Origin of the sequence: Paraburkholderia sacchari (assembly GCF_000785435.2) — a bacterium.
Taxonomy (GTDB): domain Bacteria; phylum Pseudomonadota; class Gammaproteobacteria; order Burkholderiales; family Burkholderiaceae; genus Paraburkholderia; species Paraburkholderia sacchari.
Window position 1 is genome coordinate 100,751 of the sequence record NZ_JTDB02000005.1, and the last position, 15,471, is coordinate 116,221.

A 15,471-nucleotide genomic window follows, 5' to 3' on the forward strand; every position below is an offset into this window, starting at 1 on the left:
CGCAACCTATTGAGCCGCCCTCCAGTTCGAAACCGTCATGCCGAAGTGCTTTCGGAACCAGAAAGCAAACGCGCTCGAACTGGAAAAACCGAGTAGATCCGCGAGTTCCGCGAGCGAGCGATCGCTATCGCGGATTTGCCGAGAGGCGAGTTCGCAGCGAACCGTCTGAAGCAGCGACGAAAAGCTCGTCTCCTCGGCGGCCAAACGCCGTTGCAAAGTCCGCCGGTCCACGCCCAGGTGCCTCGCCACCTGGTCCGCCGTGCACCGGCCGTTGGGCAACATCGCAACGATCACCTGGCGAATGGTATGCGTGGTGCTTTCGTTGGCGCCCGATAAGGCCTGATCCAGAAAGCGCCGGGCATAGAGCGCCATCTGCGAATCGCCGCCAGGGCCACCGCCAGACCCGCCGCCAAGCCGACAGGCAGCCAGGTCCTTCGCGTTGCACACAATGCCGTTGAAACTCGAATTGAATTCGACTGCCGATCTGAAGAAGGTTTTGTGGCATGTCGCGCCATCCGGTGGACGGTGCTCGAAGCAGACGCTGCGCGGCCGCCAACTCGGCCCGAGCAGTTCCTCCATGCTCCGATAAAGCACGCCGACCGCCATTTCAATGGACTGCCGCACCGAATTCTTGTCGCTTACCAGAATGTTCTCGCGAATCAAGACGGCATCGCCATGATCCTCAATGCGGGTCAGCAGCGACGCATTAAGCAGGCGTATGTAACGGCACAGGCTCTCGAGCGCATCGCGCACCGTGGGCGCTTCGCTCATGACGGCGCTGATCGGTCCGAGATTGGACAGCCGGCGGCGCATCGCCAGTTGCAAGCCGAAATCTTCCACGTTCGCTGCCGCGGCACTGTTTTCCAGCAGTTCCCGGACCGCATAGGTGCTGATGGGTGTATCGGGGTTCACGAGATCGCGGGCATTCAAGCCGACCTTGCGCAACATGCGCGCGGGATCCAGCCCCACATGACGGGCGAGATCGGTATAGCCCGTGAGGCTGGCGCTGCGGATCGTGAGCATGAATCGCTTCATGGGGGTGTCCCAATTTCGACATCGAATGTCCCAAATAATACATCGCAGTCGATTTGAGGGCGATATCCTTCTACTCACTATCCATTAGATGCTTAGCCAGGAGGCACGCCATGAATTTCCTCGACGGACACCTGTTCCCCGAAAACCAGCAGCCGCTGATCATTACTGCCGCGCCCTACGCGCCGTCGTGGCTGCCATCGGACTTCCCCGAGGAAATTCCCGTCACGATGGAGGAGCAGATCCAGAAGGCGGTGGACTGCTACAACGCGGGCGCAACGGTGCTGCATCTGCATGTGCGCGAGCTGGACGGCAAGGGCAGCAAGCGTCTGTCGAAGTTCAACGAGCTGATTGCAGGGGTGCGTGCGCGCGTGCCGGAGATGATCATCCAGGTGGGCGGCTCCATCAGCTTCGCGCCGGAAACCGAGGGCGCGGCCGCCAAGTGGCTTTCCGACGACACGCGCCACATGCTGGCCGAGCTGGACCCCAAGCCCGACCAGGTGACGGTGACGATCAACACCTCGCAGATGAATATCCTGGAGCAATTCGATGCGCGCGATATCCAGGGCACCTCGATGGAAGACCCGGCGGTGTTCAACGCGTACAAGGAAATGACGGTGCCGGCGCAACCGGGCTGGGCCGAGGAGCATATTCGCCGCCTTTCGGCCGCCGGCATTCAAAGCGCGTTCCAGTGCTACAACATCAACAGCTTCGAGTCGGTGGAGCGACTGATGCGCCGCGGCATCTACAAGGGCCCGCTGGTGATGAACTGGGTCGCCATTGGCGGCGGCATGGACGCGCCCAACATCTACAGCCTGGCCAACTTCATGCGTGCGGTGCCCGATGGCGCGGTGGTGACGGTGGAAAGCTCCGTGCTCAATGTGCTGCCGGTGAACATGATGGGCATCGCGATGGGTCTGCACGTGCGCACGGGCACCGAGGACAACCTGTGGAATCAGTCGCGCACGGCCAAGATCGGCACGCCCGCGCAAATCGAACAGCTGGTGCGCATTTCGCGCGAATTCGGCCGGCCGATCGCCACCGCTAAAGAGGCGCGCGAGATCAGCAAGATCGGCGTGTTCTACGACACGGTGGAAGAAACCCTGGACGCCAACGGCTTCGCGCCGAACCGCGCCGGCAGACAACAAGGGCATCTGCGCAAGATTGCCTGATTGCTGACGCCGGTTACGGCATGGCGCCGGCATGTGCCGGCGCGATCGGGGCGGCCACGAGCCGCCCGTGTCGTTTACTCCGCGTCAGGGGAAAACCGGCTCGCCGAGATTGAGCATCAGCCGGTTCGCCCATGCGAAGATCGACACCGAGTGAATCAGGTCGAGAATCTCCGCGTCGTCGAGACCGGCCTCGCGCAGCGCGCGAAGCTGCGCGGCGTCCACCGCATCGGGCCGCTCGGTCAGGGCGATCGAGAACTGCGCAATCGCGCGCTCGCGTTCGGTCGTGCCGGCGCTGCGCGGCTCGTCGAACACCTGGCGGATCACGTCGTTGCGCTTGGCGAGCTGCTCGAAACGCTGCGCGTGCACTGAGGCGCAGTACACACACCCGTTGATGCGCGAGACCACCGTGGTCGACAGTTCGCGCTCCGCGCGCGGCAGGCCGCCGGGCGCGTACATGATCGCGTTGAAGGCCGCCGAGCGCTGCCTGAGAATCTCGGGCTGATGCACGAGGAACAGGTAGTAGTCCGAGACTTTCGCCTTCGGGTGGCTTTCTCCCAGCACCGCGATCTGCTCCGGCGTCGCGTGTTCGAGGTCGACCACGTCGAGCCAGGCGTCCCAGTCGAGCGTTTCGTTGGTGAAACCGTGAGAGCGGATCAGGTCGGTCATGTCGACGTCTCCAGTTGTTTCAGTGCCTGCAGGCCCGCGACCACGCGCGTCTGGTACGAGAGAAAGGCAATCAGTTGCGCGAGCGTGACAACGGCGGGCGTCGTCAGCCCGGCGGCGGGCAGCGTTGCCAGCGCGGCTTTGTCGCCGGCCACCGGGTTCTCGATCAGCGTGCGCGTAAAGGCGAGGATCGCGCGCAGCCTCGCATCCGCGAGATCGTCGGGCGTGCCGGTCTGCACTGCCGCGCGCGCCACCGGGTCCACGCCATGCTGTTCGAGCGCCTCCCGGTAGTGCGCGAACAGCGTGGCCGACGGCGTCAGCCGGCTCGCGTAGCACGCGACGAGCAGCCGTTCAGCAAGCGTCAGCCCTTCGAGCGCGGGGTCGAATAGCGCGTCGTAGCTCTGCTGGGTCGCCACCGCGACCTTGTCGCGCCGACGCCGTAGCGCTTGCGTGGCCGAGCCCGGCGCGAGCCCGACAAGGCGATCGATGAGATCAGTCGTTGCGTCATCAACGGTCTGTGTCATGAGAATCCTCGGAAGATGAGTCGGAAGCGGCCACGCTGCCTGCTTGCGTTGCGCGCGCCTCTATAGCGCGTGCAAGAAATGCCTGCACGGCGGCCCATGAGCGCTCGTCGGCGTGCGCGTTCGCGGCGGGTTCGCCGCCGCCGGTGCTGACCCGGCCCGACACGGGATGCGCGTAGACGACCTGGGTGGTCGGCACATACGGAAACACGATCGCATGCCCCGCGCGCTCGAAGTCCAGATGCTCGACCGCATGCGGATGCCCGTGCGCCTCGAGCCGCTCGGCGACCATGCGCGAATAGCGGCTCGACGGCCACGACCCGTCGTCTTCAGCGGAGAGCAGCATGACCGGCCCGCGAATGCGCTCGACGCGGATGCGCGCGCGTTCGACCGCGTCGGGATCGTCGAGCGCGGTGAGCATGGCATGCGCGTGCCGGTGCGGCGGGGGGCCTTCGTCGTAGGGCGCCCAGCTCGCGGTGCGGTTGTTCTCCCAGATGTGCGGCAGCGGCTCGCCGTTCAGCAGCCAGGTCGGGCCTTCGCGGCCCGTTGCCGGATCGGCGGCGTTCTGCGCGCTGTGCACGAGCGCGCTCGGCACGTAGCCGATTACCGCCGACACCAGCTCCGGAAAAGTCGCGCCGAGCAGCAGCACAAGCTCGCCGCCGCGCGATTGTCCGGACAGCGCGACGAAATCGTGCGCGGGACGCACCGTGTCGCGCAGCCAGCGCAGGCCGCGCTCGAAGTATTCGAGCGGCGTGTTCGAGATGTAGTCCGGCAGGCCCGGCGCCTTGAAATAGCCGAGCGCGAAGGCCGCGTAGCCGCGCGAGGCGTAGAGCGCCGCGCGCGGTTCGTTGATGCCGCCCCCCGAGCCGTTCAGCACCATCACGGCCGGATGCGGCCCCTCGCCGGGCGGTAGATAGAGCGTGCCGACCAGACCCTGCTCGCGGATCTCGCGGCGCGTCACGCCCTCGGTTGCGAGCCGCTGAGTGAATCTTGCGGACACCGAAGCGTCGCTGACGCTCGCGGTCAGCGTCGTCACGAGCGGCGCAGTAACCAGGGCACTGAGCGGCGTGGGGAACACATCGCGGCTCGTGCCGTCGACGGGCGTCTGCGACCACACGAGGCCGAGCGCCGAGATGCCCGCGTAGCTGCCCGACACGGGCGCGTCTCGTGATAGATCGACGATGCCGTCCGCGTCGGCGACAAACGCTGCATCGGCGCTCCAGGGCGCGCCGTGGGCGCGCTCGGTGCGGCTTGCGATCGCCACGCGCGCGCCGGCCGGCGCGCCGTGCAGCACGATGCGGCGCGGCACGTCGATCAACGCGTCGGCGGGCAGAACGGTCAATGAGAGCGTTTGCGTACCGCTCATTTGCCGACCTGCGTGACCTGCATCGCGACGGTGCGGTCGCTCGTGTACGGCAACACCTTCAGGCCTTTGCGCGCGGCCCATACGTTCTGATAGTGAAAGAGCGGAATCACGCCCACATCGTTCGACACGATCTCGACCGAGTGGCGCAGAATCGCTTCGCGCTTGCCTTCGTCGAACTCCGCGGTGGCCGCATCGAGCGCCTGATCGACGGCCGGATTGCTGTAATGCCCCCAGTTCGACGCGCCAAGCCCCTTCTTCGCGTCGACGGTCGCGAGCACGTTCACGAGCGCGTAGCTGGCTTCGCCGGTGCCATTACCCCACGCGAGCATCGACATCGCATACTCGTTTTTGCCCGCGCGGCTCGCGTAGATCGACCAGGGCACCACTTCCACCTGCGTCTTCACGCCAATGCGGGTCCAGAACTGTGCAACCGCCTGAGCAGTTTCCGGCCCTTGCGGATAGCGGTCGTTCGGCACGTGCATCGTGATCTTGAAGCCGTTCGGATAGCCCGCTTCGGCAAGCAGTTTCTTGGCTTGGGTCGCGTCGAACGGGATGTCCTTCACAGCCGGGTCGTAGCCGAAGGTGTTCTTCGGCATCCACTGGTTCGCGACGCTCGCGGTGCCTTGCATGATGCGCGTGACGATGGCGTCGCGGTTGATCGCGAGCGACAGCGCGCGGCGCACGCGCACGTCGAGCAGCGGGTTCTTCGGCAGCGGCTTGCCGTCGTTGTCGGTGATGTATTGATTCGGGCCTTCATGGAAGCTCGGCTGCAGCAACATCACGCGCAGGCCCGGATACGGATAGACGGTCACGTTGGGCGCTTGCTTGAGGCGCGGAATATCCGAGGCCGAGACCTTGTCGATCACGTCGACGTCGCCCGCGAGCAGCGCGGCCGTGCGCGCCGCGCCGTTGTTGACGAAGCGGTAATCGACCTTTTCCCAGAGCGGCTTGCCGGCCCAGTACTGGTCGTTGCGGGTCATCTCGACGCGGTCGCCCGGCGTGTACGAGACGAACTTGTACGGCCCGGTGCCGACCATCGCGCGGCCCGAGTTGTAGTCATCGGTCGAGGACTTTTCGCCGATGTGCTTGCTGACGATGTGCACCGAAGCGAGGTTCAGCGGCAGATCCGGGTTCGGCGCCTTGGTCTTGATGACGAGCGTGAGCGGATCGGGCGCGCTGACCGAGTCGATGGTGCGCAGATAGCCGGCGAACGTCGCGACGCTGCCCGGCACGTTGCGCGCGCGCTGGTAGGAGAAGATCACGTCGGCGGCCGTGAACGGCGTGCCGTCCTGCCACTTCACGTTCGGGCGCAGCTTGAACTCCCAGGTGGTCGCGTCGAGCGGCTTCCAGCTCACCGCGAGGCCCGGCTGCAGCTTGTTCCACTTGTTCTCGACCAGCAGATCCCAGAAGTGCAGGTCGTCCGAGCGGTCGCCCGCGTGGTTGTTGAGCTGCGGGTCGAGCGACGACAGCGGATCGGCGAACGCGATGCGCAGCGTTTGCGCATCGGCGGCAATACTGGCCGACAGCAGCACGGCGGCTACGGAAGACAGCAGGAGACGTTTCATGTCGGAAGATCCTGTGAAAGTGGTGTGCCGGTTAGTCGAAAGAGGAGTTCATGCCGCATCGTTCAGGTGGCACGCGCTCAGGTGGCGGACCGCGATGCCGCGCAGCGCCGGCGCTTCGGTCTTGCAGCGCGGCAGCGCGTGCGGGCAACGCGGGTGGAAATGGCAGCCGCTGGGCGGCGCGAGCGGGCTCGGCAATTCGCCTCGCAACGCGGCGAAGGTCTTGTGCCGCGCGTCGATGCGCGGGATCTCGGCGAGCAGCGCCCGCGTGTATGGATGATTTGGATGACGAAAAATCTCGTCGGCGGGTGCGCTCTCGACGACGCGCCCGAGATACATGATGACGACGCGATCGGACAGATGCTCGACCACGCCGAGATCGTGGCTGATGAAGACGTAGGTGAGATTGAGCTGCTCGCGCAGGTCCATGAAGAGGTTCAGGATCTGCGCCTGGATCGACACGTCAAGCGCGGCCACGGCTTCGTCGCACACGAGCAGATCGGGCTGCACCGCGAGCGCGCGGGCGATGCCGATGCGCTGCCGCTGCCCGCCGCTGAACTGGTGCGGATAGCGCTCGCGCAGCGCGGGATCGAGCCCGGCGCGTTCGAGTTGCGCGCTCACATAGTCGTCGAAGCCCGCGCGGTCGGTGAGGCCGTGCACGCGCGCGCCTTCGCCGACGATGCGGTCGATGCGCAGGCGCGGGTTGAGACTCGCATAGGGATCCTGAAAGATCATCTGCGTTTTCAGGCGCGCGGCGCGGCGCTCGGCGGCGGACAGCGAGTCGGCGAGTCGGCCGTCCAGCCGGACCTCGCCCGACGAGGGCGCGAGCAGGCCCGCGAGCAGCCGGCCGAGCGTCGATTTTCCGCAGCCCGATTCGCCCACGAGGCCCACCACTTCGCCGCGCCGCACCGCGAAATCGACCTCGTCGATCGCGTGCACGACGGCGGGCGGGTGTGCCAGCCGCGCGCGTTCGAGCAGGCGCGTGACAGGGCTCGTGCGGCGCTCGCCGAAGCGCTTGCTGACGCGGTTCAGCGCGACGAGCGGCGCCGATGCATCCAGGGCATCGGCGGCGTGGTCGACCGGCCACGCAGGCACGGCAGGCGCGGAGGCGGCAAGGGTCGCGCCGGGATGGTCGTGGGGCGTGCTCATGCAGCCTCCCTGGCGATTCGCGCGGCGCCTGGATGGAAGCAGCGGACCAGCCGGCCAGGCTGCGTTTCGGTCAATTCGGGGCGCACGTTGCAAGCCGCGCTCGCATGCGCGCAGCGCGGCGCGAACGCGCAGCCGGCTGGCATCGAAAGCAGGTTCGGCGTCATCCCGGGAATCTGGCGCAGCCGCTCGCCGCGCCGGTTCAGGCTCGGCAGGCTCGCGATCAAGCCGACCGTGTACGGGTGCTGCGGATCGTCGAGCACCGCATCGACCGAGCCGTGCTCGACGATCCGCCCCGCGTACATCACCGCGAGTTCATCGGCGAGTCCGGCGACGACCGACAAGTCGTGCGTGATCCAGATCAGCGCGGTGCGTTGCTCGCGCACGAGCTTCTGCACCTCACAGAGGATCTGCGCCTGAATCGTCACGTCGAGCGCGGTGGTTGGTTCGTCGGCGATGATGAGGTCGGGCTGGTGCAGCATCGCGATCGCAATCGCCACGCGCTGCCGCATCCCGCCCGAGAGTTGATGCGGATACGCGCGCAGCCGCTCGTCCGGGCTCGGAATGCCCATCGCGGCCAGCGCGTCGCGCGCAAGCTCTCGCGCCTGGGCGGCCGACACGCGGCGATGCGCGCGCACGGCCTCTGTCATCTGCGCGTCGATGCGCAGCACCGGGTTTAGCGTCATCATCGGATCCTGGAAGATCATCGCGATGCGGTTGCCCTGCAGATGCCGTCGCTCGCCCGCGGGCAGCCGCACGATGTCGCGGCCCTGGAACAGGATTTCGCCGCCGGCGATGCGGCCCGGCGCGTCCACGAGGCCCATGATCGAGAAGCCCGTGACCGACTTGCCCGAGCCCGATTCTCCAACGAGCCCCATGATGCGGCCCGGCGCGAGCGTGAACGACACGTCGTCGACCGCATTGATCACGCCGGCGCGCGTGTCGAATTGCGTACGCAGATTGCGGATCTCGAGTGCCGGCGTTGCGGAATGCAAGGAGGGCTGCGATGCGTGCTGCGGCACGTTCATTTCTGGCTCCGCGGGTTGAACAGGTCGCGCAGGCGGTCGCCAACGAGATTGATCGCGACGATGGTCACGAGCAGCGCGAGACCCGGATAGAGGCTGATCCAGTACTGGCCGGAGAGCATGGTCTGGTAGCCGTTCGCGATCAGCAGGCCGAGCGACGGCTCGGTCACCGGCACGCCGAGGCCGAGGAACGACAGCGTCGCTTCCAGCGTGATCGCGCGCGCGACCTGTAGCGAGCCCACCACGACGAGCGGCGGCAGGCAGTTCGGCAAGATGTGGCCCACCACGATGCGCCAGCCCGGAATCGCCTGGCAGCGCGCGGCCTCCACATATTCGCGGCGCGCCTCCACGAGCGCCTGGCCGCGCGCAGTGCGCGCGAAATAGGCCCACTCGAGCACGATCAGCGTGAGCACGACGTTGCCGATGCCCTTGCCGATGTAGGCAAGGATCATCATCGCGACGAAGATCGACGGGAACGACAGCAGCAGATCGACCATGCGCATCAGGAGCGCGTCGACCTTGCCGCCCGCATACGCGGCAATGAGCCCGAGCAGCGTGCCGATAATGCCGGCCGCGAGCGCCGAGCCCACGCCTACGCCCAGGCTGATGCGCAGCCCGTAGACGATGGCCGAGAGCAGGTCGCGGCCCTGGCCGTCGGTGCCGAGCCAGTACGTGAAGGTGGCGGCGCCGTTCGCGGAGCCCGGCGGCAGCCGCGCGTCCAGCACGTCGAGCTGCATCAGGTCGTAGGGATTTTGCGGCGTGATCCACGGCGCGGCGAGCGCGGCGGCGATCAGCGCCACAAGCACCACGAAGCCGATCAGCGCGCTTTTCGAACGCGCGAAGTCGCGCATGGCCTGGCGCCACGGCGATTCGCGCCGCGCCGGGGCGGCGAGCGCACGCACCGTAGATTGGGGAGCGGGCGCGTTCATGCGGCAGCCTCCAGGCGAACACGCGGATCGAGCCAGCGGTACAGCAGATCCACGATCAGGTTTAGCGTCACGAACAGGCACACGACCACAATCAGATACGCAACGATCACAGGCCGGTCGAGCGCGTTGATGCTGTCGAGAATCAGCTTGCCGGCGCCCGGCCACGAAAACACGCTTTCGGTGACGACCGAGAACGCGATGGTCGCGCCGAACTCGATGCCCAGCACGGTGACGAGCGGAATCAGCGTATTGCGCAGCACATGCACGAGTACGAGGCGCAGCGGCGAGAGTCCCTTGGCGCGCGCGAAGCGCACGAAATCCTGCGGCAGCACTTCGACCACGCCCGCGCGCGTGAGGCGCAGCACGAGTGAGATATTGAACAGTGCGAGGTTGAACGCGGGCAGGATCAGATGGCGCAACCCGTCGAGCGTGAGGAACGACCACGCCACGCCGAACACCGGCACCGTCGCGCCGCGGCCGCTGGCTGGCAGCCAGCCCAGATGAACCGAGAAGGTCATGATGAGCATCAGCCCGACCCAGAAGGTCGGCAGCGAGAAGCCGACGATGCTGCCCGCCGTCAATAGCCGCGCGAGCGGATGGTTCGGCTTCAGTCCTGCAAAGAGCCCGAGCGGAATGCCGATCGCGATTGCGAGCAGCAGTGCCGCGCACGCCAGTTCGAGCGTGGCGGGCAGCCGTTCGAGAATCAGCCGGATCGCGGGCACGTTGTAGACGAAGCTGTTGCCAAGGTCGCCGTGCAGCGCGCCGTTCACGAAGGCGAGGTACTGGCGCCACAGCGGCTGATCGAGGCCGAGCCGCGCGATGATGCGCGCGCGGTCGATCTGGTCGACGTCCTCTCCGATCAGGATGTCTACAGGATTGCCGATCGCGTGCAGGCCCACGAACACGACGACCGTCATCAGCCACAGCACGACGACCGCCTGCAAGATGCGGCGCAGGATCCATGCGCTCATCGCTGCGGCTCCGGCTCGGGTTGAACGGCGGATGTGGTGGGCGGGCCAGCCGGCGTCCATTCGTCGCCGAACACCTCGGGTTCTTCGAACGCTTCGAGATTCGCGTAGTGCAGATCGATGTCTTCGCGATAGAGCACGGCCGCGAGCGCGAGCGACAGACGCTTGGCGCCGTCGCTCACGGCAGGAATGTCGCCGGAGAGCGCGCCATGCGAGAGCGTCGCCGGTGCGCAGAAGCAGTGGATGCGATCAAGGCCGGGGCACGCGCCCGGGGTCTTTTCGAGGAATTCGAACGCCTGGCCCAGGTCGGGCGAATCGGCGAGCTCGCGGTCTTCGTCGCCGGCGGGCGGCGTGTAGCGGTCGCTCCAGGTGCGGATGTGGCGTGCAAACGCCGCGAATTCGGGGCGGCTGGCCGGATCGATGCTGAAGCCGGTCGCGAACACGAGGAAATCCAGCTCGAACAGACCGTTAGGCGTGCGAACGTGCAGCGCGTCGCCGGCCACGGTCACGTCGAGTATCGGCGAGCCGAGGTTGAAGCGCGCGTTCTCATGACGCGACACGCGCAGCGTGCTGCCGCGCGGCGGCGGCACCTGCTGCGCGTTGATGTAATGGCGGATGCGCCATTTCCACGCGTCGGGCAGCGCGGCATGGCCGTGCGTGAGCCCCGGGTTGCCCGCGCCCTTGCCCTTGTTCACGCGCGGAATGTCCGCGCGGCGGATCAGCAGGTCGACCGACGCAGCGCCGGCTTCGAGCGCCGTGGCGGCGCTGTCCATGGCCGACGCGCCCGCGCCGATCACGCCCACGCGCTTGCCGCGCAGCGTGCCGTAATCCATCTCGTCCGACGAGTGCGCCCAGAAGCGCTTGGGCAGCGCCTTCGCGAAAGCGGGCACGCTCGGGCCGCCGAGGCCGTCGCGTCCAGTCGCGAGCACGACGTGGCGCGCGTACACCAACTCGTCGCGGCCCGCATGCGAGATCGACAGCGCGACCACGCCATCGCCATCGTCAAGCGGCACGATCGATGTGACACGGTGGTCGTTGCGCACATCGAGCCCGAGCACCTCGCGATACCAGCGCAGGTAGTCCATCCATTGCAGACGCGGGATCTTGTCGAGCGCGGCCCACGCGTCGCGGCCGAACTGCGCCTCGAACCATGCGCGAAACGTGAGCGCGGGCAGGCCGAGCGCCGGGCCGGTCAACTGCTTGGGCGAGCGCAGCGTCTCCATGCGCGCGGTGGTCGCCCACGGGCCTTCGAAGCCTCGCGGCGATTGATCGAAGATCACCGCATCGACGCCGAGATGCGTGAGCGACGCCGCAGCGGCGAGCCCCGCCATGCCGCCGCCGATGATCGCGACACTGACAACGGGCCGGCCTTCGTGCGTGCGCGGCGGCACCCACGATCTGGCCGGCAGTTCGAGCCAGGCGAGGTCCTCGCGCAGGCGCGCTTCGAGCGCCGCGATGCCTGGGGGACGAGCGGTCGGCGGGTTCATGGTGACGGGGTTTCCTTCGGATCGGGCAGGTCGCCGTAGAGCGACTGCAGGACTTGGGCATGCTCGCTGGGCGCATGCTGGACAAAATCGGGGAGCAGCGCACGCGCGGCGCTGGCGAGCGCTTCGACGAACGCCGCCGCGACAGCAGACAGCACTTTTGCGTCGCGCGTGACGACCCCGAAGAAGAACGGAATTCCGGTGTCGATCGGGCGCACGGCGACGTCGGGCAGCGGCAGCCCATACGCGGTCACGGGTTCGAGCACCGAGAGGCCGAGCCCGGCGCGCACGGCGGCCAGCGCATTGAGCGACGAGTTGGTTTCGATCAGCGCGGCCGGCGCGATGCCTGCGCTCGCGAACGCATGATCGAGCCGGCGTCGCAGACGGTACGGATTCTGCATCGTGACGATGCGCCGGCCCGCGCACGCGGCCAGCGGCAGGCGCGCATGCGCGGCGAGCGGATCGTCGTGGCGCAGCACGGCAACGCACGCGGACTCGCCGATCCAATGCACGACCAGCCCGCGATGTTCGAGCGGCAGGCTGGTCACGCCGATCTCGGCGGCGCCCGTGAGCACCTCGTGAACGACCTGCTCGGGCGACATGCTGCGCAGCTGGATCTTCGGCGTGTCGTGCGCGGGACCGGGCAGCGCGAGCGCCGCGGGCAGGAGACCGGCCGCGAGCGCCGAGGTGGCCGCGATATGCAGCGGCCGTGCGTCGCCGCGCGCGATCTCGCCCGCGCGGTCGCGGACCTGCTTCATGCCGGCGAGCATCCGCTCGACGTCTTCGTACAGCAGGAAACCCTGCTCGGTAGGCGAGACACGCGGGCCGTTACGCGCAAACAGCGCATAGCCGATCTCTGCTTCCAGTTCCTGGATCAGCCGCGTGATGGCGGGCTGCGACCGCCCGAGCAGTCGGCCGGCCGCAGTGATGCTGCCCGTGGTCATCACGGCAGCGAAGGCTTCGAGCTGGCGAAGTTCCATAAGTCAGTGATAGCGGGAAGACCCCGTTGCATGCGATTTAAGCATTCTTAACCTTCGAGCATGCAAAACACAAATACTAAATCCACATGTTGATATATCGCAACGTGCAAACGAATGAATGTCCTTGGTTCGTGAGCTAGGGGTTTACGCGAGAAAACGGCCTGCTTTTAATCGTGAGTTACGAATAAATATTCTTGTTTAGCCGCTGGTTGATATCAAAAAAGCGCGCTCAAATGGAGTCATTCGTCTCAACGGAGAACTCCATGGAACTCATGCTTGCCGACTCGCTTGCCACTTCGCACACGTCGTCGTTTCGTCTGTCGCCGCATCCGCACCATCACCGGATCGTTCACGTGAGCGCCGGGCGCGATGCGCTCGAACAGTTCCTGGAAGATGTCCGCGAGATCGATGTCCAGAATCTCGAGTACGTGCCGTTCATGCGCTACCACCTGGCCGACCTGCTGATCAAGCGCCTCGGCAATGCGTTCGCGCGCACTCTGGTCGACCTCGTCAAGGACCGCAACCACGGCGGCTTCACCATCGGCCTTCAAGGGCTGTCGCAGGATAGTTCGGACTACGTCAAGTTCGGTACGGCAATCGGCCATATCCTCGGGCCGAGCAACCACGATTCCATGTCGGGCACCTACTACGCACGCTTCGTGGTCAGGCATACCGACGACAGCGACTCCTACCTGCGCCAGGCCTATCGTCTGTTCACGATGCATACCGACGGCACGTTCGTCACCGAGGCCACCGACTGGCTGCTGATGATGAAATTCGCCGAGCAGAACGCGGTGGGCGGCGAGTCGCGCTTCCTGCACCTCGACGACTGGGACGAGTGCGAGCGCTTCGTGAACCACAAGTTCGCGACCCGGCCGTTCCTGTACAAAGCGCCTGGCTCCAAGAACGTGAGCGAGCGGGTCGAGCGGCCCGTGTTTTTTCAGAGCGAATTCGGCTTGTCGCTGTCGTTCATCGATCAGTTCGTGCAGCCGGCCAATCGCGAAGAGGCCGCTTATCTGCATGACCTTTCGGCATCGATGGAAGCTTCGCGGGGCACGAAGGAAGTCGCGCTGCCGGAGGGGGACCTGGTTGTCCTGAACAACTACTTCTATGTTCACGGCCGCGCGCCGTTCGAAAAGAACGAGGCGCTCTTTCGCGAGCTGATGCGTCAGCGGGGCACGTTCGCGCAATGATGCGGCACTCGCCCGGTCCGGCAGGGCGCCTGCGCAATCTGGATCGGGCGTCGAGCCTTTTGAAGTGTTTGAAGAAGCAGATTGTGGAGAGACAGATGGAAGATCACCTCGGCGCCGCGGACGTCCAGCCGCTCCCGCTTGCCCCGCAGAAAAGCCAGGCCGCATACGGCGTGAAGCACGATGTTCCGGCGCGGCTTCGCAAGATCCTTTCACTGGCCGACTTCGAGACGGCGGCGCGGGGCTTCCTGCCGCGCCCGCTGTACGGCTACATTTCCGGCGCCGCCGAGGACGAGCTGTCGCTCGCCGCGAACCGCAGCGCATTCGAGCGCCTGAAATTCCGGCCGAAGGTGCTGGTGGACGTCGCGCGCCGCTCGCAGGCCACCACGATCTTCGGCCGCACGTACGCGTCGCCGTTCGGGATTGCACCGGTTGGCATCAGCGCGATTTCCGCGTATCGCGGCGACGTCGCGCTGGCTCAGGCGGCGCAGGGCGAGCAGATTCCCGCGATCATGAGCGGCACCTCGCTGATCCCGATGGAGACCGTTCATGCCGCCGCTCCGGGCACCTGGTTTCAGGCCTATCTCCCTGGCGACGCCGCGCGCCGCGATGCGCTGATCGACCGGGTCCAGGCCGCGGGCTTCGCGACGCTCGTCGTCACGGTCGACATTCCCGTGTGGGCGAACCGCGAGAACAATGTCCGCACTGGCTTTTCGATGCCGCTGCGCCCGTCGCTGCGTCTCGCGATGGACGGCCTCACACGGCCCCGCTGGCTCTGCGGCACGTTCCTGCGGACCTTGATCCAGCACGGCATGCCTCACTTCGAAAACTCGTTCGCGACGCGCGGCGCGCCGATGCTGTCCGCGTCGGCGATTCGCGACACCACAGGACGCGATCATCTGTCGTGGGAGGACATCGCACGGATCCGCGCGCGCTGGAGCGGCAACCTTGTGATCAAGGGCATCCTGCATGCCGACGATGCGCGGCGCGCGGCGAGCATCGGCGCGGACGGCATCATCGTCTCGAACCACGGCGGACGCCAGCTCGACGGCGCGGTCGAGCCGTTGCAGGTGCTGCCGGAGATTTGCGAAGCCGTCGGCGACGATCTGGTCGTGATGATGGATAGCGGCGTCCGGCGCGGCGCGGATGTGCTGAAGGCGCTCGCGCTCGGCGCGCGGTTCGTCTTCGTCGGGCGCCCGTTCATGTATGCGGCGGCGGTGGGCGGCGAGGCGGGCGTGCGGCATGCAATCGGGCTCCTGCGCGACGAGGTGGACAGGAACATGGCGATGCTTGGGGCGCGTTCGGTGGAGGAGGTTACGAGTGACGTGCTTGCGTGAGGGTGGCCGGCGGGCGCCATATTAAAAATTCTGGCTGCAGCTGAATATCAAACGCCCGGTACGCCCTGACGTTGCGCGCGGCGCGCCTTAGGTTCA

The 15,471-nt window shown here is 66.5% G+C and carries 12 protein-coding genes and 1 pseudogene; 3 read left to right on the plus strand and 10 right to left on the minus strand.

Annotated features, from left to right (window positions below; translation table 11 throughout):
* Positions 1-6: 6 nt before the first annotated feature.
* Positions 7-1,035 (minus strand): AraC family transcriptional regulator, encoded by a 1,029-nt coding sequence (locus NH14_RS18865; RefSeq protein ID WP_035524337.1) that lies wholly within the window; start codon positions 1,033-1,035, stop codon positions 7-9.
* 110 nt (positions 1,036-1,145) lie between these two features.
* On the opposite strand from NH14_RS18865, the gene NH14_RS18870 reads away from it, so the two are divergent.
* A complete protein-coding gene (locus NH14_RS18870) occupies positions 1,146-2,204 on the plus strand; it encodes a beta-keto acid cleavage family enzyme (RefSeq protein WP_035524340.1) in 1,059 nt (352 codons plus the stop codon).
* Between the two features lie 84 nt (positions 2,205-2,288).
* Here NH14_RS18870 and NH14_RS34125 read toward each other — a convergent pair.
* The 9 genes and pseudogenes from NH14_RS34125 to NH14_RS18920 all read right to left on the minus strand — a co-directional run bounded on the left by NH14_RS34125 (position 2,289) and on the right by NH14_RS18920 (position 12,848).
* Positions 2,289-3,391 (minus strand): annotated as a pseudogene (locus NH14_RS34125) (CMD domain-containing protein).
* Entirely contained in the window at positions 3,375-4,754 is a 1,380-nt protein-coding gene (locus tag NH14_RS18885) for an acyl-CoA thioesterase/bile acid-CoA:amino acid N-acyltransferase family protein (RefSeq protein WP_052147912.1), read from the minus strand. The pseudogene NH14_RS34125 and the gene NH14_RS18885 overlap by 17 nt, the downstream one beginning before the upstream one ends.
* Positions 4,751-6,319, minus strand: a complete 1,569-nt coding sequence (locus tag NH14_RS18890) for an ABC transporter substrate-binding protein (RefSeq protein ID WP_035524347.1) — start codon at positions 6,317-6,319, stop codon at positions 4,751-4,753. Before NH14_RS18890 ends, NH14_RS18885 begins: the two co-directional genes overlap by 4 nt.
* Positions 6,320-6,367: 48 nt before the next feature.
* Positions 6,368-7,465, minus strand: a complete 1,098-nt coding sequence (locus NH14_RS18895; RefSeq protein WP_084225254.1) for an ABC transporter ATP-binding protein — start codon at positions 7,463-7,465, stop codon at positions 6,368-6,370.
* Entirely contained in the window at positions 7,462-8,457 is a 996-nt protein-coding gene (locus NH14_RS18900) for an ABC transporter ATP-binding protein (protein WP_035524959.1), read from the minus strand. The genes NH14_RS18895 and NH14_RS18900 overlap by 4 nt, the downstream gene beginning before the upstream one ends.
* Before the next feature lie 29 nt (positions 8,458-8,486).
* Positions 8,487-9,416: an ABC transporter permease gene (locus NH14_RS18905; protein ID WP_035524350.1), complete on the minus strand. Its 930-nt coding sequence runs from the start codon at positions 9,414-9,416 to the stop codon at positions 8,487-8,489.
* Complete coding sequence (locus NH14_RS18910; protein WP_035524352.1) at positions 9,413-10,387, minus strand: ABC transporter permease; 975 nt, start codon at positions 10,385-10,387, stop codon at positions 9,413-9,415. The genes NH14_RS18905 and NH14_RS18910 overlap by 4 nt, the downstream gene beginning before the upstream one ends.
* Entirely contained in the window at positions 10,384-11,871 is a 1,488-nt protein-coding gene (locus NH14_RS18915; RefSeq protein WP_035524354.1) for a flavin-containing monooxygenase, read from the minus strand. Before NH14_RS18915 ends, NH14_RS18910 begins: the two co-directional genes overlap by 4 nt.
* Positions 11,868-12,848 carry a LysR family transcriptional regulator gene (locus NH14_RS18920; protein WP_035524357.1) on the minus strand — a complete coding sequence of 327 codons (981 nt, stop codon included), beginning with the start codon at positions 12,846-12,848 and terminating at the stop codon, positions 11,868-11,870. Before NH14_RS18920 ends, NH14_RS18915 begins: the two co-directional genes overlap by 4 nt.
* 263 nt (positions 12,849-13,111) lie before the next feature.
* Here NH14_RS18920 and glaH point away from each other — a divergent pair, with 263 nt between their 5' ends.
* Positions 13,112-14,041: a glutarate dioxygenase GlaH gene (glaH, locus tag NH14_RS18925; RefSeq protein ID WP_052147913.1), complete on the plus strand. Its 930-nt coding sequence runs from the start codon at positions 13,112-13,114 to the stop codon at positions 14,039-14,041.
* 95 nt (positions 14,042-14,136) lie between these two features.
* Positions 14,137-15,375: an alpha-hydroxy acid oxidase gene (locus tag NH14_RS18930; RefSeq protein ID WP_035524359.1), complete on the plus strand. Its 1,239-nt coding sequence runs from the start codon at positions 14,137-14,139 to the stop codon at positions 15,373-15,375.
* Positions 15,376-15,471: the final 96 nt, after the last annotated feature.

What these genes read in the sequence shown, in the direction of transcription:
- NH14_RS18865 (WP_035524337.1), bottom strand. Translation starts at nt 1,035, where the DNA reads ATGAAGCGATTCATGCTCACGATCCGCAGCGCCAGCCTCACGGGCTAT.
- NH14_RS18870 (WP_035524340.1), top strand. Translation starts at nt 1,146, where the DNA reads ATGAATTTCCTCGACGGACACCTGTTCCCCGAAAACCAGCAGCCGCTG.
- NH14_RS18885 (WP_052147912.1), bottom strand. Translation starts at nt 4,754, where the DNA reads ATGAGCGGTACGCAAACGCTCTCATTGACCGTTCTGCCCGCCGACGCG.
- NH14_RS18890 (WP_035524347.1), bottom strand. Translation starts at nt 6,319, where the DNA reads ATGAAACGTCTCCTGCTGTCTTCCGTAGCCGCCGTGCTGCTGTCGGCC.
- NH14_RS18895 (WP_084225254.1), bottom strand. Translation starts at nt 7,465, where the DNA reads ATGAGCACGCCCCACGACCATCCCGGCGCGACCCTTGCCGCCTCCGCG.
- NH14_RS18905 (WP_035524350.1), bottom strand. Translation starts at nt 9,416, where the DNA reads ATGAACGCGCCCGCTCCCCAATCTACGGTGCGTGCGCTCGCCGCCCCG.
- NH14_RS18910 (WP_035524352.1), bottom strand. Translation starts at nt 10,387, where the DNA reads ATGAGCGCATGGATCCTGCGCCGCATCTTGCAGGCGGTCGTCGTGCTG.
- NH14_RS18915 (WP_035524354.1), bottom strand. Translation starts at nt 11,871, where the DNA reads ATGAACCCGCCGACCGCTCGTCCCCCAGGCATCGCGGCGCTCGAAGCG.
- NH14_RS18920 (WP_035524357.1), bottom strand. Translation starts at nt 12,848, where the DNA reads ATGGAACTTCGCCAGCTCGAAGCCTTCGCTGCCGTGATGACCACGGGC.
- glaH (WP_052147913.1), top strand. Translation starts at nt 13,112, where the DNA reads ATGGAACTCATGCTTGCCGACTCGCTTGCCACTTCGCACACGTCGTCG.
- NH14_RS18930 (WP_035524359.1), top strand. Translation starts at nt 14,137, where the DNA reads ATGGAAGATCACCTCGGCGCCGCGGACGTCCAGCCGCTCCCGCTTGCC.